General features: G+C 48.9%; 17 protein-coding genes. 13 read left to right on the top strand and 4 right to left on the bottom strand.

All coding sequences use genetic code 11. The annotated features are described in order from the left end of the window. The first annotated feature begins 471 nt into the window (after positions 1 to 471). The 3 genes from ubiH to P253_RS06700 all read left to right on the top strand — a co-directional run bounded on the left by ubiH (position 472) and on the right by P253_RS06700 (position 3,343). On the top strand, positions 472 to 1,680 hold the full coding sequence (gene ubiH, locus P253_RS06710; protein ID WP_005179231.1) for a 2-octaprenyl-6-methoxyphenyl hydroxylase: 1,209 nt from the start codon (positions 472 to 474) through the stop codon (positions 1,678 to 1,680). Continuing rightward, complete coding sequence (locus P253_RS06705; RefSeq protein ID WP_016659240.1) at positions 1,677 to 2,918, top strand: FAD-dependent monooxygenase; 1,242 nt, start codon at positions 1,677 to 1,679, stop codon at positions 2,916 to 2,918. The genes ubiH and P253_RS06705 overlap by 4 nt, the downstream gene beginning before the upstream one ends. Before the next feature lie 176 nt (positions 2,919 to 3,094). Next, positions 3,095 to 3,343: a hypothetical protein gene (locus tag P253_RS06700; protein ID WP_016659239.1), complete on the top strand. Its 249-nt coding sequence runs from the start codon at positions 3,095 to 3,097 to the stop codon at positions 3,341 to 3,343. 53 nt (positions 3,344 to 3,396) lie between these two features. Here the strand turns inward: P253_RS06700 and rsmI are convergent, their stop codons facing one another. Then, positions 3,397 to 4,242, bottom strand: a complete 846-nt coding sequence (gene rsmI, locus P253_RS06695) for a 16S rRNA (cytidine(1402)-2'-O)-methyltransferase (RefSeq protein WP_016659238.1) — start codon at positions 4,240 to 4,242, stop codon at positions 3,397 to 3,399. A gap of 11 nt (positions 4,243 to 4,253) precedes the next feature. Between rsmI and P253_RS06690 the strand changes: the two genes are divergently transcribed. The 4 genes from P253_RS06690 (at position 4,254) to P253_RS06675 (ending at position 7,264) form a co-directional block, all read left to right on the top strand. Beyond that, entirely contained in the window at positions 4,254 to 5,222 is a 969-nt protein-coding gene (locus P253_RS06690) for a penicillin-binding protein activator (RefSeq protein ID WP_016659237.1), read from the top strand. Then, on the top strand, positions 5,223 to 5,645 hold the full coding sequence (locus P253_RS06685) for a YraN family protein (protein WP_016659236.1): 423 nt from the start codon (positions 5,223 to 5,225) through the stop codon (positions 5,643 to 5,645). A 61-nt stretch (positions 5,646 to 5,706) separates the two neighbouring features. Beyond that, a complete protein-coding gene (locus P253_RS06680) occupies positions 5,707 to 6,390 on the top strand; it encodes a BON domain-containing protein (RefSeq protein ID WP_016659235.1) in 684 nt (227 codons plus the stop codon). Continuing rightward, on the top strand, positions 6,380 to 7,264 hold the full coding sequence (locus P253_RS06675; protein WP_016659234.1) for an alpha/beta hydrolase: 885 nt from the start codon (positions 6,380 to 6,382) through the stop codon (positions 7,262 to 7,264). Before P253_RS06680 ends, P253_RS06675 begins: the two co-directional genes overlap by 11 nt. An 11-nt stretch (positions 7,265 to 7,275) precedes the next feature. On the opposite strand, the gene nudC is transcribed toward P253_RS06675, so the two are convergent. From nudC to dnaQ, 3 genes are all read right to left on the bottom strand, one after another. Beyond that, the gene (gene nudC / locus P253_RS06670) at positions 7,276 to 8,043 is read right to left on the bottom strand and encodes an NAD(+) diphosphatase (protein ID WP_016659233.1); all 768 of its coding nucleotides are present in this window, start codon (positions 8,041 to 8,043) and stop codon (positions 7,276 to 7,278) included. Next, entirely contained in the window at positions 8,043 to 9,686 is a 1,644-nt protein-coding gene (locus tag P253_RS06665; protein WP_016659232.1) for a hypothetical protein, read from the bottom strand. Before P253_RS06665 ends, nudC begins: the two co-directional genes overlap by 1 nt. Before the next feature lie 125 nt (positions 9,687 to 9,811). Further along, on the bottom strand, positions 9,812 to 11,299 hold the full coding sequence (dnaQ, locus tag P253_RS06660; protein WP_016659231.1) for a DNA polymerase III subunit epsilon: 1,488 nt from the start codon (positions 11,297 to 11,299) through the stop codon (positions 9,812 to 9,814). Positions 11,300 to 11,505: 206 nt separating this feature from the next. On the opposite strand from dnaQ, the gene P253_RS06655 reads away from it, so the two are divergent. From P253_RS06655 to P253_RS06630, 6 genes are all read left to right on the top strand, one after another. Continuing rightward, positions 11,506 to 14,715 carry a lytic transglycosylase gene (locus P253_RS06655; protein WP_016659230.1) on the top strand — a complete coding sequence of 1,070 codons (3,210 nt, stop codon included), beginning with the start codon at positions 11,506 to 11,508 and terminating at the stop codon, positions 14,713 to 14,715. 27 nt (positions 14,716 to 14,742) lie between these two features. Then, positions 14,743 to 16,581 carry an extracellular solute-binding protein gene (locus tag P253_RS06650; protein WP_016659229.1) on the top strand — a complete coding sequence of 613 codons (1,839 nt, stop codon included), beginning with the start codon at positions 14,743 to 14,745 and terminating at the stop codon, positions 16,579 to 16,581. A gap of 29 nt (positions 16,582 to 16,610) precedes the next feature. After that, complete coding sequence (locus P253_RS06645) at positions 16,611 to 17,681, top strand: microcin C ABC transporter permease YejB (RefSeq protein ID WP_005179212.1); 1,071 nt, start codon at positions 16,611 to 16,613, stop codon at positions 17,679 to 17,681. After that, positions 17,681 to 18,694, top strand: a complete 1,014-nt coding sequence (locus tag P253_RS06640; RefSeq protein WP_016659228.1) for an ABC transporter permease — start codon at positions 17,681 to 17,683, stop codon at positions 18,692 to 18,694. Before P253_RS06645 ends, P253_RS06640 begins: the two co-directional genes overlap by 1 nt. Further along, positions 18,669 to 20,255, top strand: a complete 1,587-nt coding sequence (locus P253_RS06635; protein WP_016659227.1) for an ABC transporter ATP-binding protein — start codon at positions 18,669 to 18,671, stop codon at positions 20,253 to 20,255. The genes P253_RS06640 and P253_RS06635 overlap by 26 nt, the downstream gene beginning before the upstream one ends. A 100-nt stretch (positions 20,256 to 20,355) precedes the next feature. Continuing rightward, the gene (locus P253_RS06630; protein ID WP_016659226.1) at positions 20,356 to 21,600 is read left to right on the top strand and encodes an NADH:flavin oxidoreductase/NADH oxidase family protein; all 1,245 of its coding nucleotides are present in this window, start codon (positions 20,356 to 20,358) and stop codon (positions 21,598 to 21,600) included. Positions 21,601 to 21,653 lie beyond the last annotated feature (53 nt).

The following is a 21,653-nucleotide window of genomic DNA, read 5'->3' as shown; positions in this document are numbered from 1 at the left end:
TAATTATTTTAAGAAATTATAGTATAGCTTTTAGATTGAATAATAGAAGACTTAACTTGCGGCCGGAAAGCCATGAAACATCCATTGTATGCCCCACAACAGAACCAAGATTAAAACGACTAAAAAGATAAGTTCTAATTTCTTCATGTTTTAAATTTTCTACAATGAATAGCATACAGCTGATACGAATTCTTTAATTTATTTTATCTACGTTAGGGCTGTCGCTTGCTCAGCTTAAGTCTAGCGCTCCAGGCTTTGTATAGATGTTATATTGCATACCATTCCAGTGTCATCTTATGGAATAACATCTTTTAAACGGGATTTATGGTCAGAACACGCAAGCGCTGAAGCTCAGAAATTCCAGCCATCCACACGAATCATTATAAAAATCCAATCCCTTGATGTAATATAAAATCAATCATGATTAAGATGTATCTAAACTTTTGAGATATCACAAATAAGGATTCAAGCATGCAACAAGAAGTCATCATCGTGGGCGGCGGTATGGTGGGGCTGAGTTTGGCGCTCATGTTGGCCAAATCCAATATTGCGGTCAAACTGCTCGAAGCAATTCAATACCCGAATTATGATGATGCCAATCTTGCCCCGTATCACTCCAGTTTTGATGCACGAAACAGTGCGCTGTCGCGTCGTAGCGTACAGATTTATCAGGAACTGGGCCTATGGGATGCCTTGCAGGAACATGCCGTCCCGATTCTGGAAGTGCACATTACCGAGCAGGGCAGTTTTGGGAAAGCGCGTCTGCAAGCCGAACAGGAAAAAGTCGAAAGTTTTGGACAGGTGATTGAAAATGCCTGGTTAGGCCGGGTGTTATTGACTCAGGTGCGCGCAGAGCCTTTAATTGAACTGATTGATGGGGTAAAAGTCACCTCGCTGAACCAAGATGCAGATCTGGCTTATCTGGAAGCGCAGCGTGGAAGTGAAGTCTTAAAACTGCAATCCAAACTGGTGATTGCTGCTGATGGCCGCGATTCATTCTGCCGTAAAGCCCTAGGCATTGGGGTGGATGAACATGATTATGATCAGGTCGCCATTGTGACCACCGTACAAACTTCTAAACCACACAATCATGTCGGTTTTGAGCGTTTCAGTCCTTTAGGTCCGCTGGCGTTATTGCCTTTGCCGGGCGAATATCGTCGTTCGGTGGTCTGGCCGGTGAAAAAAGGCACGGAACATGAATGGGTGGGGGAAGACAATGACCAGCATTTCCTTAATGCCTTGCAGCAGACTTATGGCGATCGGGCTGGAAAATTCCAGAAAACCGGACGCCGTTTTAGCTTCCCGCTTTCGCAGGTGCTGGCAGAAAAACAGGCAGTGGGCCGAGTAGTACTGATGGGTAATGCGGCACATACCATTCACCCGGTGGCCGGACAGGGCTTTAACCTGTGTATGCGCGATGCTTATGTGTTGGTGCGTTATTTAAAAGAACAGCTGGCTCAACAGGCCGATTTGGGCGATGCCGCCATGCTGCAAGATTATGAAAAATCCCGTCTGACCGATCAGCAGCGCGTGATCAAATTCTGTGATAGCGTGGTGCGTGGCTTTAGTAACCAGAATCCGGTGCTGAAACTGCTCAGAAATACCGGTCTGATTGCCTTTGATACCATTCCGGGAATTAAACCACTTGTTGCCAACTATGCCATGGGACTAAAAGCATGAACCAGACAGCACACGTATTAGATGCCGTTATTGTGGGTGGTGGTTTGGTCGGTGGCTTAACTGCATTATTACTGGCCCAAGGTGGGGTACAGGCCACTGTGCTGGATGCCGCACCAATTCTGGATACAGAAAAAACCTTAAGCGTGGCCAATCCGCGCGTACTGGCTTTAAGCCAAGCCACCATCCACCTGCTAAAAAATGTGGGTGTTTGGGATAAACTGGCGCGTCAGCAACCTTATACCGGCATGCAGGTCTGGAATAAAAATGGCTATGGCGAAATCAATTTTGGTCAGCCGGCAGAAAAAACACCCGGAGTGGATCAGGCGCTGGGTTCGATGGTGGAGCCGAGTATTTTAAATCTGGCCATTCAGCAAACCATGCTGACGCAGATTCAGGATTATCGCACCCAGGTCAAAGTGACCCGGATTGAGCAGGGCATTGGCGTCTGGCATATTTTCCTGGCCGATGGTACGAAGCTCAGCACCAAACTGTTAATTGGTGCAGATGGGGCCAATTCCTTTGTCCGTGAACAGGCCTTTATTGATCTGGATGTGCTGGATTATCAGCAGGCAGGCATCAGTTGTGCCATCCGAACTGCCCAGCCGCATCAGCATGTGGCTCGCCAGATTTTTCTGGAAACCGGTCCACTGGCATACCTGCCAATGAGCAGCCTCAAGCCTGAACAGGATGGCCATTGGCAATCTATTGTCTGGACGCTACCAGAGGATTATGCAGAAGAATATGCCGCGTTATCCGATCAGGAATTTACCCAGCTGTTGACCCGTGAAAGCCATCATATGTTGGGTCAAGTACTGGAAGCTACACCACGTGCCCGTTTCCCTTTAAAAGCCCGTGCTGCGCAGCACTATGTCGAGCCGGGACTGGCACTCATTGGCGATGCGGCGCATGTGATTCATCCGCTGGCCGGGCAGGGCGTCAATATTGGCTGTCTGGATGCCGCAGTCTTGTGTGATGTTCTGCTGCATGACCGGGCACGTGGGGTCTGGGCGCATGAGCAGACCTTGAAGCGTTATGAGCATCGTCGTAAAGGTCAAAATGACGCAATGATGCACAGCATGTCTGCAATTGGCTGGCTGGAAACCACCCAGTTATTCCCGCTGGTTTGGGGACGTAATTTTGGCTTGAAGCAGGTTGAACAGCTGCCGGTGTTAAAGGATGCTTTTATGGCGCAGGCCAATGGTTTGCATCTGCTGAAAGACACGCGGTATGCGGTCTAGCTAGAAATAGTTATTTTTTAAACACTCATTAATACATGATTACGAATTTGGTTAAAAAAGACACGATTTTTTTGTCTTTACCTCTAGGCGAAAGGCGCAGAGATTGATAAATTTCTTCCTAATTGCATGACAACGTTCACCAGGACTCAATTGAGGTCATTTGCGGGGAGATTAAAATGACGGATATGAACGATTATGATGATGTAGAAGATACCACCGTCGATGACGATGAGGCAAAAGCGGCTGAAAAAGGTGCACTGGACAGCGAAGATGCCGTAAACGATGGTGATGTGGCGGAAGCAGAAACCTTAACCGTAACCGCTAAACAGAAGCAACGCCAAGCGTTAGAAGATGAAATTGCGGCCTTCTTGGCACGTGGGGGAAAAATTACTGAAGTCCCACCAGATGAGGCTGCACGCGAATAAGAAAAAAGCATCACTCCGGTGATGCTTTTTTTATTGTGAATCAACAGCCAGAATCAGTCATCATTGTTCTGGTTCAGTTCCAGCGCACGCTGATAGGCCACTTTTTTCTTGATCCCGGTTAAATCGGCGGCCAGCTGTGACGCGGCTTTCACCGATAAATCCTGCAATAGTCGGGTTAGCAGCTGATCCAGCTTTTCCTGCTCCAGATCTTTTTCCGCGGTTGCACCACCCACCACCAGTACAATTTCACCTTTTTGCTGATGATGATCGGCTTCAATAAAACTGACCAGCTCACCCAGTGTCATCTTCTTGATGGTTTCAAAGGTTTTGGTAATTTCACGGGCAAAACCGACCGGACGCTCGGCGCCAAAAATACTGGCCATATCTTTAACGCTGTCCAGAATCCGGTGTGGCGCTTCATAAAAAATCAGGGTCGCAGTCTGGTCTTTAAGTTTCTCCAGACTCAAGATACGCTGTGACTGTTTTGACGATAAAAAGCCTTCAAAGCTAAAGCGGTCACTCGGTAAACCAACCGCACTCAGCGCTGCAATTGCGGCACAGGCTCCCGGAACCGGAATCACCCGGATATTGTGTTCTTGTGCGGCGCGGACCAGTTTAAAACCGGGGTCGCTAATTAGCGGAGTACCGGCATCACTAATCAGGGCCATATTTTCGCCGTTCAGCAGGCGCTGAACCAATATATCAATTTTGTTACTTTCATTATGTTCATGGCACGCCGTTAACGGAGTTGATATATTATAGTGCTTTAATAATTGAGCGGAGGTCCGAGTATCCTCTGCCGCAATAATATTTACAGACTTTAGAACATCAATCGCCCGGTAGGTCATGTCGTCTAAGTGCCCAATTGGGGTGGCTACAACAAATAACTGAGCACTCATAAGGTTTCTCCATGTTTAGGCAAATTATTAATAACAATAAAAGACAGCTTCAAAAAGCAATCATTACCACGGCGCTGTTGGGCGCAGGACTTTCAGTCGCCCAGGCCGAGATTCTGGTCATTCTACCTGAATCGGGTCCTATGGCGCGAGCCGGTTTCAGTATTCAGCAGGGTTTTATGCACGCTTATCATGCATCGGGTGAGAAGATGCCGGTTAAATTGATTAATTCCGAGCAGCGCAAAATTGGTCCCTTGCTGCGTCAGCATGTCAATGCCAAGACCCGGGTGGTGATTGGACCTTTGGCACGTGCCGATGTTGAGCAGTTAATTGCGCTGCGGCCCAAAGTGCGTACACTGGCCTTAAACGAGGTGATCCAGCAGTATCCACGGGTGCTACAGTTTAGCCTGTCAAAAAAAGATGATGCACAGACCTTAAAACAGCTGTTCCAGAAAGATCAGATTAATCATCTGTATATTCTGCGTGAACCCGGCACCGAAGCTGAACACGAACTGTTATTAATGTCTCTGGTGTCGCAGCTGGACTATCCGGTGGAGGTGGTGGACAGTCCGCCGAGATGGCTGAAACGTCAGCAGGGGGTGTTATTGCTGGGTTCAAATGGCTGGATCAATCGCCAGAACAGGTTGCCCAAAAAGCGCTTATACAGCCTGGCCAATGCCGTCGAGTCACAGCAGCAGTTACCGCAAGGCCTGCAATTTTGTGATGCGCCGGCCTTGTATCAGTCCCACTGGGCAGATGTACAGGCCGGAATTCAGGCGGCCAAGGCGGAACACTTTTCTTTTCAGCGGCTGGTGGCCTTTGGTGGAGATGCCTGGCAGATCGCCAATTATTATCTGAAGCAGCCGCAATTAAACCGCATCGAGTTTGAAGGGCGAACTGGTTTAATCCGGATTCAGGACAACCAGATTCAGCGTATTCCGAAATGCTATGTGCAGCAGAAACAGCTGGTACAGATCCTGTAAATGGCCAGTCAGCGCGCGCGTTTGGGGCAGTGGGCCGAACAGCAGGCCGCAGTGTTATTAGAGCAGCAAGGTTATCAGATTCTGGCGGCCAATTACCATTGCCGTTATGGTGAAATTGACCTGATTGTCCGGCAGGATCAGCAGCTGGTGTTTGTGGAGGTAAAGGCGCGATCTTTTAGCGATTATGGCCGGGCGGTGGAGGTGGTTTCTATCTCCAAGCAGCAAAAGCTGATTAAAACTGCGCTGACCTATTTGAGCAATTCTGCACAATTACAGGATTTTTATTGTCGATTTGATGTGATTTGTTTTGATTTTACTGAACAAATTGCAAAAACAGTACAGCAAGATTTTTCCAATTTCACGTATGATCTGCAATGGATTGAAAATGCTTTTACTTTTGATTCAGAGTTCATTAATCTTTGAAGAGAATTGAAGCAAAGATGCTTGAAAACAGAAATGAATAAGTAATGAGGAGTCTTGCTGAGTGTTAAATCGTATCGCAATCACAGTGCTGTGTGTGGCAAGTTTATCCGGCTGTGCAAGCTTTATTTCCAGTGGTACGGGTTCTGCACCTGTAGGAACGGAAAGTGGCGCACGCTCACTTGGCCAGGTCTTTATTGATAACTCCATTGAACGTACAGCAAAAATTAATTTATATAAGCTGGATGCCCGTTTTAAACAGTCACGCGTTAATATTGAAAGTTTCCACGGCAATGTATTGCTGACCGGTCAGGTGCCAGATGCACATCTGAAGCAGTTGGCGGAAGACAATGTACGCGCCATGAGCGATGTTAAAACCGTACACAACTATATTACCGTGGGCAACCAGATTGGTTATAGCACCATCATGCAGGACACCACCGTGACCGCCAATACCCGTGGCCTGATTATGAAAGCGCCGGTGGTTTCTGACAGTAAAGTGCGAATTCACACCGAAGATGGCGTGCTGTATGTGATGGGCCGTTTGAATAATGCGGAAATCGCCGATTTAAATCAGGTGTTACAGCAGGTTGGTAATGTCACCAAAATTGTGACCTTAATTGACAATATTGAAGCCTCACAGGCCACATCTTCTGGTTTTGCCAGCCCGATGATGAATGTACAGCCGGATGTACAAACCCCGGTCGCCATTGATCCGGACCAGATCGAGCCAACGAATGCGCTCTAAGTTGTTCCAGTTTAAAACGCAGCTGCAATATCGTCTGGTTCAGGCCAAAAGTGTATATCAGGAATTCCGCCTGTATGATTTTGGCAGTTATGCCCTGAACCGTTTGACTCCACGACAGGGCTATACGGTAGAGAACGATCTGGCTTATGGAGCGAATGAACGCCATCAGCTGGATTTGTACCGGACTGCCCAGCCACGTCCCCAGCAGCCGTTAATTGTTTTTGTCCATGGTGGTGCCTGGTCACGGGGCGATAAAAAAGACTACCGCTTTGTTGGCGAAGCTTTTGCCCAGCAGGGTTTTGATGTTGCCGTCATTAATTATCAACTGGCGCCGCAGAATATTTTTCCGGTCTATATTGATGACCTGACTTTGGCACTAAACTATATGCATGATCAGCAGGCAGAGTTAAGGATTAACACTGATCAGATTATCCTGATGGGGCACTCGGCCGGTGCATTTAATATCATGTCGGTGCTGTATCATCCGCAGCCTTATGCGCTGAACTGCCGAGACAATATTCGGGCTGCGATTGGCTTGGCTGGTCCCTATCATTTTGACTATAAAGATGATCCGCTTTGTGCCGATGCATTTGATCAGACCATTCCTTATCATGATGTGATGCCGTATTACTTTGTGGAAAGTAATCACATTCGTCACTATTTGCTGGTGGCTGAGAATGACCAGATTGTGCATTTGAGTAATGCGGTTGATTTTGATCATGTGCTAAACAAGCATGGCAATCATAGTCAGCTGATCACCATTCCACGCACCGGGCATGTCAGTATTATGGGCTCGGTATCGAGTCTGTTTAGCCGTTATTTTAAGACCAAGCACACGATTATGCAGGCGCTGGAAGAAACACTAAGTTCCTGAGTAGCGTCTCTTTAGAGCCAGGCTTTGCTGTCGTCGGCGACGGCAGAGCCTTCGGTCACGTGTTTGATCATGGCATGGGCAATACTGCCTTTGAACGGAATATTCGGCAGTTGATCAAATTTAAAGAATTGCGCATCGCTGATTTCTTCTTCCTGTAACTGCAGTTCACCACCGGCATATTCGGCTTTAAAGGCAATCATCAGGTTGCTTGGAAAAGGCCAGGGCTGACTGGCCAGATACTGAATATTCTTTAGCTGGATACCGACTTCTTCCGCGGTTTCACGGCGTACCGCTTCTTCCAAGGTTTCTCCCACCTCAACAAAACCGGCAATCAGGCCATACATATTGGTGGTGTTTCGCGCATTTTTGGCCAGCAGAATTTCATCTTCACCGTGGGTAATGACGGTAATGACACAGGGTTGTACACGTGGATATTGGCGATACTGGCAGACCGGGCAAACCATGGCATATTCGGTGGCATGCGCTTCGGTTGGATGGCCGCAGTGGCTGCAAAAACGGTGATTACGACGCCATTCTAGCAACTGGATTGCACGGCTGGCCTGTTCAAATTCGGCACTGTTCCAGAACTGTAACAGCTGGCGAATTGGCAATAATTGATAGCCTTCAGGAATGGGCTCATCGGGGAGTAAGTCGCGGGCAATCACCTGATTGCCCGTAGACAGGTCACTTGCTAATTTTTCAACTCGGGGCAGTTGAAACTGTTCATCGACCAGCAGTTGCTGTTGGTGAAAAATATAGGCAAGTGAGAGTTCAGACATTAGGCTACAGCTTTCAGTTTTTCGCTACTTGCCAATGCTACATCAAACATCGACTGTAAAACAGGCTGTTTGTTTTTTAAATTGTCAATCAGCATGTCGGCACCAGCCAGGGTGTCTAACACGGCATTCAGCTCGTCACTACTGAGCGTTTCACCGGCTTCGCATTTACGATAGATAAAGTCAGCGGCAGTCAGCAGCGCCTGCTGGCCTTTTTCTTCATTCAGGAACAGCAGGGCACCGGCCACTTCACGCAGCTGGGTACAGGTGTTTTCCAGTAAGCGCACATCCTGATCCTGAACGTGCTGCACCAGAATCTGCTGAGCCAGATCAATTAAGGTTTTGGTTTCGCTCAGCAATACTTCATGCGCTTCATCTAAACGGTCCAGCGAAATGTGCATGTTGTTAACGCGCAGCTGTAAACGGCTAGAGGTATGATGACGCTCCAGCACCCCAATCGAGTTCATCGCTGATAAAATGGTGTTCATCAGCTGCTGGGCAAAGCTTTCTTCTTTGAGCACTTCGGCCTGACTCAAGGCGTCGGCCTGAACCAGCAGATCACGGTGGGCTTCATTCAGGTTCAGTACTTTAAAGATGTTGGCCAGATCTTTGAGCTTGGCTTGCAACTCCTGGGTTTTTTCAGGGGTCATGTTCTGGTAGTTGTATTCGATGTCATTGCGAATCTGCGCCATTTCGCTGGTCGCCAGAGCACTGATGGTCTGCATGGTTTCAAAATCCGGACCATACAGATGACGGCTGAAGACCTGTAACTGGGTGTCAGTCAGCAGATCTTCACCAATATTCAGCTGTTCGCGGATGTGCTGGGCCACCTGATCTTCCTGGCTAATGCACAGGCTCAGGATGTTGGCCAGATCACTTAACTGGGCCTGGAAGCTGTCTGGCGCGGCAAAGTATTGACGCATATTCAGTTCAATACTGATTAAGGTACGTAAACGCGGTTCATTCAGCAGCAGGTTATCAATCTGGTTTAACGCCACATAGACCAGATTCCAGTATTGTTGGCTTGGATGCTGGGCGGACAGACCGGCTAAATAGGTGCCGACCAGTTTCATGGCTTGCAGATCCAGCTCGGATTCTTCCTGCTTCAGTAACTTGTACAGTGACAGTTTATACAGCTGATGTACATAGCCTGATTTTTCCAGACCGGGTGCTTGCGGCAATTTGAATTCCGGGTGAATACAGTCCAGCAGAGATTCAATATGCTGGCCTTCCTGGGTGAGTGGTTTACCCAAGGTACGTTCCAGACGGTTTAAGGTATCGAGCAGGAACTGTGGAATTTTAACTTCGCGCAGACAAATAAATTCGATGTAGCGCTTGAGCATGGTGGTGCCTTCACTTAAGGCAATCACGTCTTCAGTTTTAATTTGCGCCGGATTCCCCATAATCTTGCGCATTAATTCTGCTGAATATTGGGCAATTTTTGCCAGGCTCGACATATCAATCAGGGCCAGTACCTGGGCACATTGCTCAAACTGGTTGAGGGCATCATCAATCCCGAAAGGTAAAGTCTGATCTTCTGCCAAGGTGCTGACTGCGGATTCCACCAATTTGATTGAATTATCAACCTCATTTTTTATTATCAGTAACGCAGTCGGATCAAAATGAATAGAGGTTTGGTAAGACATGTATCTGCACCTTTCCTAGTGTTTTATCTGTTTATGGGGCTGCTGCAAAAACAGCAGACCTGTTTATCTTAACTATAACTGAACTAGGAACAGATTAAATACAAAAAATTACAATCGTCGGTTTTTTATTTGGCAAAAAAGCAGGGCTGTCCATGCTTTTCTTCAAATTGTTTGACCCAATTCTCATGTGCCTCCAGCTCTTCGGCAGAAGGCAGAATCACCGGCAATTCCATTTCAATGCTGCGACGGCCCGATTCATCGCTTTGTTCTTCATGATGGGCCGACAGGGCATCCATATCAAAGGATACCTGGCCACCGGTCATGGCTAGATAGACATCGGCCAAAATTTCAGCATCGAGCAAGGCGCCGTGGAAGGTACGGTCACGCGCTGGAATTTCATAACGCTTCACTAAGGCATCGAGCGAGTTCTTTTGTCCCGGATGCTTGTTTTTGGCCATTACCAGGGTATCGGTGACTTCACACACCGCCGATAAATCGCCTAGACCACAGCGGTTAAACTCCATATCCAGGAAGTTCATATCGAAGGTGGCGTTATGCGCAATAATTTCCGCGCCTTTTAAATAGTCATACAGCACTGCAGCAATTTCAGCATATTTCGGCTTGTCTTTTAAAAACTCATCCGAAATACCGTGCACCACTTCCGATTCACCGACCGGTTTTTCCGGGTTGATATAAATATGAATCGAGCTGCCGGTCAGTTTGCGGTTGACCATTTCAATCGCGCCGACTTCAATAATCCGGTCACCATCCTGATAATAAAAACCGGTGGTTTCCGTATCCAGAATCAGCTGGCGTGGACCATAAGCCTGAACCGTGGCCGGGGTAATCACAATATGGGGATGCGATGACGTGTTTGCTGGCGCTGTTGCACTCTGGTTCTGGGTTTCATCTTGGATCAGGACTTCGTTCTGATTCGGGCTGTCATTTTGACTGAGGGTTTGCGTCACGGTAATGCTGTGCTGGGTCAGACTGAGATGATCCTCCTGCACCATTAGCAGTTCTTCTTCGACTTCAACGTCTAGTTGGCTGTCGTCTAGATCGAAGCCAAAAGGGTCGTCGAGCAACCAGTCAGATTCTGCTTTTTTTTTAGCCGTGCCCGGCGGGATGACTTCAGACTCAGCGCTTTTATCTTCAGTAATGATTTGTACCGGCGTCACTTTGACCTGCTGTGCAAATACCAGATCGGCCCCTTTGTTGGCCAGCTGATCGGCCATTTCATTGCCAGCATGGCCAGCGTGACCTTTAATCCAGTGCCATTCAATTTCACGACCCTGACAGATGGCATCCAGTTTTTGCCATAGGTCCGGATTTTTCACATCTTTCCAGTTTTTCTTTTTCCAGCCGGCAATCCATTCGGTCATGCCGCGTTTGACATAGTTGGAATCGGTCCAGAGAATCAGTTTGGCCTCTGCCGGGCAGAACTGAATGCCTTCAATGGCTGCCGTCAGCTCCATACGGTTGTTGGTGGTTTCCAGTTCCCCGCCATAGAGTTTGTGCTGCTGGGTTTCTGTAATGACATATGCACCCCAACCGCCCAAGCCAGGGTTTCCACGACAAGCACCATCCACATATAGTGTGATTGTTTGAGACATAAGCCAGATCCAAAAAGAGCCAAATAAAAACCGAGCCGCTATTGTATAACGCAATTGCAGATCAGAAACGCCGAAGACGTCAATTTTTTAATTTCTTGTAACATTTATATTAGAATCGCGCTAGAGTAAAACCTTGTGTCGTAGTGATGCTTCACTACAATGTCAAATCTAAAAAATAATTTATAGACGAGTTGTTTGGATTTCCTATGTATAAACCAACCACACGCATGTGGCAGCCTATGGTCCCGGCACTATTTAAAATTACAGTTTTGGGTTCAGCGCTGGCCGCGCTCGGCATCAGCACCGGCTGTACCTCTACACAAAGTGCCAGCAAAGCGTCAACGTCGAGTCAGGTTGGTTCAGGTTATCTGGACGCCAGCAGTTTAGATTCACTGGAAGATTTATTGTCGGCCACCGACATGCGCGCGGTAGAAGGCGACCGTTTACTGATTTTAAAACACGGTGATGTCTGGAAGCGTATGACCGTAGGTTTCAAAATGGATCTGGAACACTGGAATCCGCGTATTGAAGCGCAGCGCGGCTGGTTTATTTCACGTCAGCCGTATATTGACCGTTTAAGTGCGCGTGCTTCACGTTATCTGTATCACACAGTTAAAGAAGCCGAGCGCCGTGGCATGCCGACCGAACTGGCATTATTACCAGTCATTGAAAGTTCGTACGACCCGGCAGCAACCAGTAGCGCTGCTGCAGCCGGTTTATGGCAGTTTATTCCAAGTACCGGACGTATTTATGGTCTGAAACAGACCCCGCTGTATGATGGCCGCCGTGATGTGGTCGAATCGACCCGTGCTGCCTATGAATTCCTCGGTAGCCTGTATAACCAGTTTGGTTCCTGGGAGTTGGCTCTGGCCGCTTATAATGCCGGACCGGGCCGTATTCAGCAGGCGATTAACCGTAACAAGGCTGCCGGTTTACCGACCGATTACTGGTCACTGAAATTGCCACAGGAAACCATGAACTATGTGCCGCGTTTCCTGGCAGTGGCGCAAATTATTAAAAATCCAGGTGCCTACGGGGTGCGTTTGCCGCCAATTGCCAACCGTCCCCATTTCCGTGAAGTGACGGTCGGAGCGGTGAATTTAAATGATGTGGCCAATATTACTGGTCTTAGCCGTGCCGAGTTATATGCACTGAACCCGGGCCATCGTACTGACCGAATTGACAGTGCCAGCCCGATGCGGATTCTGATTCCAGCCGATTTAAGCCCAACAGTCGATGAACGTCTGAAAAACCTGCAAGGGGGTGGATTGCTGGCCAGCAACACTCGTCCTAGTGTGACGACGCAGACCACGACCAGTGCCCCAGCTACAAAAACCACCACACCCGCTTTGACGGCCAGTGTGACTCAGCGTACTGCTACGACTACACCAGCGAGCACAGCCAAAACTGCTAGCAGCACGACTACAACCAGCACCAAACGGATCAGTACGCCACGCGGTTCATCGGCTTTGGCCTCTTTTGCGGCCAATTCAGATATTCCAAGTGCTCCACGTATTCCGGTGGCCATTACCCCGGCACAGAATATTCAGCCGGTGAAGGTCGAACCGCCAATTTCAGCAGCAGAACGTGAACAGATTCTGGCGGCAGTGAAAACTGAAGACCAGAACAAAACGGTAGAAGAGGTGTTGCAGCCGGTGGCCTCTCAGGCTGAACAGGCGCAGGTAGTGGCCGAGTTAAAAGAAATTGCACCACAAGGCACTGAAATTGTCGATCCTTATGATGGCAAAATTAAGCTGACCGCGATTCAGACCAGTCTGTCGGTGGCCGAGCAGCAAGGCAAAGAGCTGACCAAAGGTTTTGCTTACCCGAAAAGTGTCGCGGATAGCACCCGTCCAGATTCAGATGAAGCCCAGCGGAACCAGGGCAAGAACGTAATCAAGACCGACACTGAAGTGGTGGTGGTGCCGCCAAAAGGCAAGCGCAGTACCTATACGGTACAGGCCGGCGATACCCTGGTGCTGATTGCCATGAAAAATGGGGTGAACTGGCGTGATGTGGCGAAATGGAACCAGATTGATCCAAACTCGACTTTATATGCCGGTACCACCATCTATTTATATGATGCCAAACCACAAGCTGCCGCGCCAGCCAAAGCCAAAGAGCAGCCGGAATCCTATGTGGTTAAAGCTAACGATACCTTAACCGGCGTGGCCAATCAGTTTGGTTTATCGGTCAAGCAACTGGGGGATTACAATAATCTGAACACAAGCAGTGGCCTGTTTGTCGGCCAGAAGCTGAATCTGCAAGAAACAGCAGAGATGCGTGCCAAGGCAGCTGAGCAGAAAGTGGCTGAAACCAAAGTGGCCACGCAAAGCTATACGGTGAAGCGCGGTGAATATCTGAAACTGATTGCGGACCGTCATGGCTTGTCCAATGCAGAACTGGCAGCCTTAACTCCGGGTCTGACTGCGGGCAGCAGTTTGCTGGTTGGACAGCGGATTAATGTGCCTGTAAGTGACTCGAAAGCCGAAGCAAAAACTGAAACGGCCGCAGAGAGTCGTCGTGCAGTGCCAAGTACATCAACAGCTGAGATTAAAACGGAAAACTATACTGTCCAGCGCGGCGACACCTTATCGAGTGTGGCCGCACAAAGCAAAATGAGTCTGGCTGATCTGGCCGCCTTAAACCAGATTTCGACCAATACCGGCCTGCGAATTGGGCAAACTTTAAAAATTCCCGCCGGTTCGACCATCCCGGATAGTTATACAGTACAGTCGGGAGATACCTTAACTGCCATTGCCAACCGCTATAACCTGAGTCTGGAGCAGATTGCCAGTTTAAATGGCATCAGCCGGACTGCCGGTTTACGTACCGGCCAGCGCCTGAAACTCAGCGGTGAGCCAGCGCTAGTGGAAGAAAGTAAGGTCAGCACAACTGCGGCAAACTCTGATATTCATATTGTAAAATCGGGTGAGACCTTAAATAGTATTGCGCGTAAATATCATTTGCAGCTGAACTATCTGGCCGCACTAAATGATCTGCCACGTACTGCTGCACTGCGGATTGGCCAGCGTTTAAAAATTGAAGGTGATCTGGACAGCAGTAGCAACCGTGCCGCGGAAAGTGCAGCGGTGAGCAGCGCCAGCACGGGTAAAGCAACCGAAGCCTATACCGTTAAAGCCGGTGAGTCCTTAAATGCCATTGCCAGCCGTACCGGTATTTCGGTCGCTGAACTGGCGGCCTTGAATGGCCTGAGTCCGCGTGCCGGTTTAAGAGTGGGACAAACCCTGCAATTGCCAAAAACCATGACAGAATATAAGGTCAAGCGCGGTGATACCCTGATTGGGCTGGCCAGCCGTTATGGTCTGGAAACCAGTGAACTGGCTGATATGAACGAGATTAAACCGAATACGCAGCTGCGTATTGGAGAGATCATCAAGGTTCCGAACCTGTAATTGCCGGGCACAAGGAGTCGTGACCGCATGAACAGATCTTTATATGGCTTGAGTGCTGTGGCAACAGCACTGGCCTTGACCTCAAGCTGGAGTTGGGCTGCGCTGCAGACCACGCCGTATATCGCGCTGCACAGCAGCCCGAAATACAGCCAGCTTGCGGCCATGCCCTATGCCAATCCGCAAGCACCGAAAGGTGGCATACTGAGTCAGTCCAGCAATGGCACTTTTGACAACCTGAACAGCATGAACGGTAAGGGCAGTGCGACCGATGGGGTGAATTATCTGTTTGATTCGCTCATGACCAGCTCGCTAGATGAGCCGGGGGTGATGTACCCACTGCTGGCAGAAAAAGTGACTTATGATCCGAAGCAGACCAAGTTTGTCATTTTTCATCTGAATCCAAAAGCACGTTTTAGTGATGGCACACCGGTCACCGCGGTTGATGTCAAATTCAGTTTTGATACCTTCCAGAGCAAATCTAATCCGGGTTTGCAGATGTATATTGCCGATTTGGATAAAACCGAGGTCTTATCCAGACATCAGGTCAAAATGACCTTTAAATCCGATAACAACAGTGAAATGCCGCTGATTTTATCGGCCTTACCGATTTATTCCCAGAAAGACTGGCAGGGCAAGGACTTTAACCGGATTACCTTGCAGCCGATGCTGGGGTCAGGCCCGTATCTGATTGAACGGATTGATGCCGGACGCAGTATTACTTATAAGCGCAATCCGAACTATTGGGGCAAAGATCTGCCGGTAAATAAGGGCCGTTATAACTTTGACCGGCTTAAATTTGTCTATTACCGCAATATGGATGTGGCCTTTGAAGGCTTTAAGTCGGGCCAATACACGCTGCATGAAGAATATACCGCGCGCAAATGGGTGACGGAATATCAGTTCCCGGCAGTGAAAGCGGGGATGGTGGTGAAATATAAGTTCCGGCATGAAAACCCGGTGCCAACACAAAGTTTTGTGTTTAATACCCGGCGTGCACCGATGCAGGATATTCATTTCCGTCAGGCGCTCAGCCATGCCTATGATTTTGAATGGCAGAATAAAGCCCTGTTTTACGGACAGTATCAGCGTTTGCAAAGTTATTTTAGCAATAGCGAACTGGAAGCCAAAGGTCGTCCAAGCGCGGCGGAGCTGGCACTGTTAAAGCCGTATTTAAAACAGTTGCATCCGGTGCAGCGTCAGGGGGTGCTGGCCAACTGGAAATTCCCGGTCAGTGATGCCAGCGGTTTTAACCGCAGCGGTCTGCTCAAAGCCCGGCAGATCCTGCTGAATGCCGGCTATCGCTTCAAGGATGGCCGTTTGCTTGATCCGAAAGGCAACACCATCCAGCTGGAATTTCTAATTCATCAGGATGGCTTGCAGCGTACCTTAATGCCTTTTGTGCGCAATTTAAAACGTCTGGGGATTGTGGTGAATATCCGTCAGGTCGATGTGCCGCAATATATTGAACGGATGCGCCGGGCAGAATTTGACTTAAGCACCATGGTCTTGCCACAGTCCTTAAGTCCGGGCAATGAACAGGCGCAATTCTGGAGCAGTGCCGCGGCAGATCAGCCGGGCAATTATAATTATGCCGGCATCAAGAATCCGGTCATTGATGACATCATTCAGAAAATTATTTACGCGCCTGACCGCCAGCAGCTGATTGTCCGGACCAAAGTGCTGGACCGCTTATTACGCGCTGGTTATTACCAGATTCCGACCTATGGCAAAGGCGAGCACTGGCTGGCCTACTGGAATATGTACCAACAACCGAAAATAAAACCAAAACTTTCCATTGGACTTGATTACTGGTGGAGTGATGCAGCCGGGGCGCAAAAAGTAGCCCAGTATCTGCGTAAACAATAAGCTGGCTTTGCCACAAGGATGCTGAGCGCATGGGAACCTATATCCTGAAACGTGTGTTGCTGATTATTCCCACACTGTTTCTGATTTTGCTGATTAACTTTATTGTGATCCAGATTGCCCCGGGCGGTCCGGTCGAGCAGGCAATTCAGCAGGCAGAAGCCTTTCAGGGCATGGGCGGGAGTGGCAGTGCTGAAACCGCAGCGGCCGGTTCAACGCCCTATCAGGGCGCCAAAGGTCTGAGTGATGAAATGGTGGCTAAAATTGAAGCGCAATATGGGTTTGATAAACCGATTCATGAGCGTTTCTGGCTAATGCTGAGCAGCTATCTGCAATTTGATTTTGGCACCAGCTTTTTTAAAGACAAGCCGGTGACCCAGCTGCTGTGGGAAAAACTGCCGGTATCGCTGTCTTTGGGATTGTGGAGCACCTTGCTGATTTATCTGGTGTCTATTCCACTGGGGATAAAAAAAGCCCGTCAACATGGTCTGATCTTTGATAAAGCCACGTCTATTTTGTTGGCCATTGGCTATGCCATTCCGGCCTTTGCTTTTGCGATTTTATTGATTGTATTTTTTGCCGGTGGTTCCTATTTTCAGTGGTTCCCGCTACAGGGATTGGTTTCGGAAAACTTCGATCAGTTGAGTCTGCTCGGTAAAATCAAAGACTATTTCTGGCATATGACCTTGCCGCTGCTGGCGATGGTGATTGGTGGATTTGCCGGGTTGACCTACTTAACCAAATACTCGTTTATGGAAGAACTGAATAAACAGTATGTGCTGGCGGCACGCTCCAAAGGCCTGACCGAATCGCGGGTGCTGTATGGCCATGTTTTTCGTAATGCGATGCTAATTGTGATTGCTGGTCTTCCGGAAGCATTAATTGGGATTTTCTTTGTCGGCAACCTGTTTATTGAAATTATTTTTAACCTCGATGGTCTGGGACTACTGGGCTTTGAAGCGATTGTACAGCGTGATTATCCGGTTATTTTTGGCACGCTGTTTATTTTTACCTTGTTAGGATTAGTCCTCAGACTGATCAGTGATGTGCTGTATCAGGTCATTGATCCACGGATTAATTTTGAATCACGGGGGGCCAAATAATGTCTCCCTTAATGCAGGCGCGACTCCAGCGTTTTAAACAGAACCGGTTGGGATTTGGCTGTTTTATTGTTTTTGCCCTGATTTTTATCTTGTCCTTAGCAGCCGAGCTGATCGCCAATGACAAGCCACTGCTGGTCAAATATGAAAACAGCTTATATATGCCGGTGTTCAAGGCTTATCCTGAAACCACTTTTGGCGGGGTCTTTGAAACCGAAGCGGAATATAAGGACCCGGCCGTGCAGCAACTGATTCAGGACCAGGGCTGGGCCATCTGGCCACTAATTGAATATTCTTATCAGTCGCCGAATTTAGAGCTGGCTGTGCCAGTGCCGTCACCACCGACCAGCGATAACTGGCTCGGGACCGATGATCAGGGCCGGGATGTACTGGCGCGGATTCTCTATGGCCTGCGGGTATCAATGCTATTCGGATTTGCCTTAACGCTGGCCTCTGCTGCGCTTGGCATTATCGTCGGGGCGATACAGGGCTATTATGGCGGCTGGGTCGATTTGCTGGGACAGCGGATTCTGGAAGTCTGGGGCGGTTTACCAATGCTGTTCATGGTAATGATTCTGGTCAGTATGTTTAGTCCGAGTGTGTACTGGCTGTTTCTGATTATGCTGCTGTTTGGCTGGCCAACCTTGGTTGGACTGGTCCGGGCCGAATTTTTAAGGGCACGTAATTTTGATTATGTCCGTGCTGCCCGCAGCCTGGGTGTGAGCGACCGTACCATCATGTTCCGGCACATCTTGCCCAATGCCATGAGTTCAAGTCTGTCACAACTACCCTTTATGCTGACTGCGAATATTACCGCGCTGACTGCACTGGATTTCCTCGGTTATGGTTTGCCGCCCGATGCTGCATCTTTAGGCGAACTGCTGCTACAGGGCAAGAATAATTTAAATGCGCCGTGGCTGGCATTGTCGGGCTTTTTTACCCTGGCAATTGTTTTATCTTTACTGATTTATATTGGAGAGGCGACCCGTGATGCATTCGATCCAAGACGCCAGTAAGCGCACGCCGGTGCTGACGGTACAGCAGCTCCAGATTCAGCATCAACAGCAGCTATTGGTGCACAATTTAAATTTTGAATTGCACGCTGGCGAAACACTGGCGCTGGTCGGTGAAAGTGGTTCGGGTAAATCGGTGAGTAGTCTGGCCTTGCTGGGCTTGTTGCCGAGTCAGCTACAGATTCAGGGGCAGGCACTGTTTCAGGGGCAGGATCTGCTACAGCTGAATCCGGTACAACTACGCCAGATTCGCGGCCAGCGCATTGCCATGATTTTTCAGGAACCGATGACCGCATTAAATCCGCTGCATCGGGTAGAAAAAATTATTGGTGAAAGCCTGCTGTTACAGGGTCATTCCAAGGCGGAAACCCGGCAACGTGTGCTGCAATTGCTGCAAGATGTTGGCATTCCCCAGCCGGAAGATAAACTGAAGCGTTATCCGCATGAACTGTCTGGCGGGCAGCGCCAGCGGGTGATGATTGCCATGGCCTTGGCGCTTGATCCGGACATTCTGATTGCGGATGAACCAACCACTGCGCTGGATGTAACTTTACAGGCACAAATTCTGGATCTGCTGCAAAGTTTACAGCGTAGCCGGCAGATGGCCATGATTTTAATCAGCCATGATTTGAATCTGGTGCGGCATTATGCCGACCAAGTCATTGTTATGAATAAAGGCCAAGTCGAGGAGCAGGGGTCGGTTGAACAGGTCTTTCATGCGCCGCAGCAGGCCTATACTCGGGAGCTGCTGTATCATGATTTTGGTCAGGCTTTGCAGGTAGAGGCGACTCAGCCTTTATTGCAACTGCAACAACTGGGTGTGAAGTTTCCCATCAAGCAGGGTTTACTCAATCGAGTCAAAGATTATTTTGTCGCGGTGGAGCCGCTGGATTTAAATCTGGCTCAAGGCGAATCCATCGGTATTGTCGGGGAAAGTGGTTCCGGTAAAAGCTCGCTGGCCTTGGCGATTTCGCGTTTAACTGCCAGTGAGGGCAAAATAGATTTGCTGGGCCAGGACCTGAACCAGCTTTCGGAAAAGCAGCTGCGGCCATTACGCAGTGAATTTCAGATTGTATTTCAGGACCCGTTTAGCAGTCTGAATCCGCGTTTAAATGTCGAGCAGACCATTGGCGAAGGGCTGGCCTTACAAAAGCTGTCAGCATCCGAAATTCAGCAGCGTATTGATCTGGCACTGGAAAAAGTTGAATTACCGGTCAGTTTTAAAACCCGTTATCCGCATGAACTATCTGGTGGACAACGGCAACGGATTGCACTGGCACGTGCGCTGGTGCTGAAACCGAGACTGCTGATTCTGGATGAGCCGACCTCGGCGCTGGACCGCACCACACAACGCGCCATCGTTAAACTGTTGCGGCGTTTGCAGCAGCAGGAGCAGATGAGCTATCTGTTTATCAGCCATGATTTGCAGGTGGTCAAGGCCTTGTGTCAGAAGGTATTGGTGCTGAAACATGCCAAGGTGATGGAATTCCAGCGTACTGAAGATCTGTTTGCACAGCCACAAACTGACTATACCCGGCAGCTGATTCAGGCCAGTCAATATTGATCTGTGACTATTTTTGACATTACGAGTTGTCAAAATTTGCTTGACCATTGGGGTAATTCAATAGAGTATTTGCTCTAGACCACAATGTCAGGATTGACCAATGAGCCAGATTGCAGATCAGCTTCAAATTAGAAAGACCACATTTAAAAACCGCATCATTAAAGGCGCTATGAGTGAGGCGCTGGCCAATACGGCTGGTCAGCCGAACCAGTTACATTTGGGCTTATATGAGGCCTGGGCCAAGGGTGGGCTGGGCTGTGCCATTACCGGCAATGTCATGGTGGATATTCGTGCCAAAAATGAACCGGGCGTGGTGGCCATTGAATCAGAACGTGATCTGGCCAAGTTGCAACAGTGGGCGCAGATTGGCAAGCAGTATGGCATGGTGCAACTGGTGCAGTTATCGCATCCGGGGCGGCAATGTCCGAAAGGCCTGAACAAAGAAACCGTCGCGCCTTCCGCGGTACCGTTTAGCCCGGCCTTGGCCGCCACCTTTGGCACACCGCGCGAACTGCGTGAAGATGAGATTCTGGATATTATCCAGCGCTTTGCCCGCGCTGCGCAGATCTGCGAACAGGCCGGTTTTGAAGGGGTGCAGCTGCATGGCGCACATGGCTACTTAATCAGCCAGTTTTTATCACCGCTAACCAATAAACGCCAAGATCGTTGGGGTGGCTCGATTGACAACCGGATGCGCTTTTTGCTGGAAATTTATCAGGCGGTGCGCGCTGCGACCTCTGAAGATTTTATCATCTCAGTCAAGCTGAACTCGGCGGATTTCCAGCGCGGTGGTATTAGTGAGGAAGATGTGATTCAGGTCTTTAAAGCGATTGATGCTGCCGGAATTGACCTGATTGAAGTATCGGGGGGGACTTATGAAGCACCGGCCATGGCCGGAGTAAAAGCGGAAAAACGCAAAGCCTCGACTTTAGCGCGTGAAGCCTACTTCTTGGAGTTTGCGGAGCGGATCCGCCAGGAAGTTCGTTGTCATTTAATGGTGACCGGCGGTTTCCGGACCGTACAAGGCATGAATACGGCACTGGCCAGCGGCGCCTGTGATTTTATCGGGATTGCTCGCCCATTTGCGGTAGAGCCAGATCTGGCACATCGTTTGCTGGCAGGGCAAGACGTGCGTTATGGTGTCGATAAAATTAAGACCGGCATTCCACTGGTCGATAAAATGGCAATTATGGAAATTATCTGGTATGCCGCGCAGTTCAAGGACATTGCCCAAGGCAAACAGCCGAATCCAAAACTCTCGCCTTTAAAAGTATTTTTTAAATATTTAAAAGGCAATTTGACCGCGGTAATTAAAGGGCAGATTAACTCGCGTAAATCGGCCTAAACAGAAATGGGGAATGAGGGTGATTCATTCCAATTCCCCATCTACGCTTTATT

This window comes from Acinetobacter indicus CIP 110367, assembly GCF_000488255.1.
GTDB classification, from domain to species: Bacteria; Pseudomonadota; Gammaproteobacteria; order Pseudomonadales; family Moraxellaceae; genus Acinetobacter; species Acinetobacter indicus.
The sequence above is the reverse complement of the archived record's forward strand: the minus strand, read 5'-3'. Positions and strand labels throughout refer to the sequence as shown.

Bases quoted from the DNA above. Each gene is read 5' to 3' on its own strand.
- ubiH (WP_005179231.1), top strand. From the start codon at position 472: ATGCAACAAGAAGTCATCATCGTGGGCGGCGGTATGGTGGGGCTGAGT.
- P253_RS06705 (WP_016659240.1), top strand. From the start codon at position 1,677: ATGAACCAGACAGCACACGTATTAGATGCCGTTATTGTGGGTGGTGGT.
- P253_RS06700 (WP_016659239.1), top strand. From the start codon at position 3,095: ATGACGGATATGAACGATTATGATGATGTAGAAGATACCACCGTCGAT.
- rsmI (WP_016659238.1), bottom strand. From the start codon at position 4,242: ATGAGTGCTCAGTTATTTGTTGTAGCCACCCCAATTGGGCACTTAGAC.
- P253_RS06690 (WP_016659237.1), top strand. From the start codon at position 4,254: ATGTTTAGGCAAATTATTAATAACAATAAAAGACAGCTTCAAAAAGCA.
- P253_RS06685 (WP_016659236.1), top strand. From the start codon at position 5,223: ATGGCCAGTCAGCGCGCGCGTTTGGGGCAGTGGGCCGAACAGCAGGCC.
- P253_RS06675 (WP_016659234.1), top strand. From the start codon at position 6,380: ATGCGCTCTAAGTTGTTCCAGTTTAAAACGCAGCTGCAATATCGTCTG.
- nudC (WP_016659233.1), bottom strand. From the start codon at position 8,043: ATGTCTGAACTCTCACTTGCCTATATTTTTCACCAACAGCAACTGCTG.
- P253_RS06665 (WP_016659232.1), bottom strand. From the start codon at position 9,686: ATGTCTTACCAAACCTCTATTCATTTTGATCCGACTGCGTTACTGATA.
- dnaQ (WP_016659231.1), bottom strand. From the start codon at position 11,299: ATGTCTCAAACAATCACACTATATGTGGATGGTGCTTGTCGTGGAAAC.
- P253_RS06655 (WP_016659230.1), top strand. From the start codon at position 11,506: ATGTATAAACCAACCACACGCATGTGGCAGCCTATGGTCCCGGCACTA.
- P253_RS06650 (WP_016659229.1), top strand. From the start codon at position 14,743: ATGAACAGATCTTTATATGGCTTGAGTGCTGTGGCAACAGCACTGGCC.
- P253_RS06645 (WP_005179212.1), top strand. From the start codon at position 16,611: ATGGGAACCTATATCCTGAAACGTGTGTTGCTGATTATTCCCACACTG.
- P253_RS06640 (WP_016659228.1), top strand. From the start codon at position 17,681: ATGTCTCCCTTAATGCAGGCGCGACTCCAGCGTTTTAAACAGAACCGG.
- P253_RS06635 (WP_016659227.1), top strand. From the start codon at position 18,669: ATGCATTCGATCCAAGACGCCAGTAAGCGCACGCCGGTGCTGACGGTA.
- P253_RS06630 (WP_016659226.1), top strand. From the start codon at position 20,356: ATGAGCCAGATTGCAGATCAGCTTCAAATTAGAAAGACCACATTTAAA.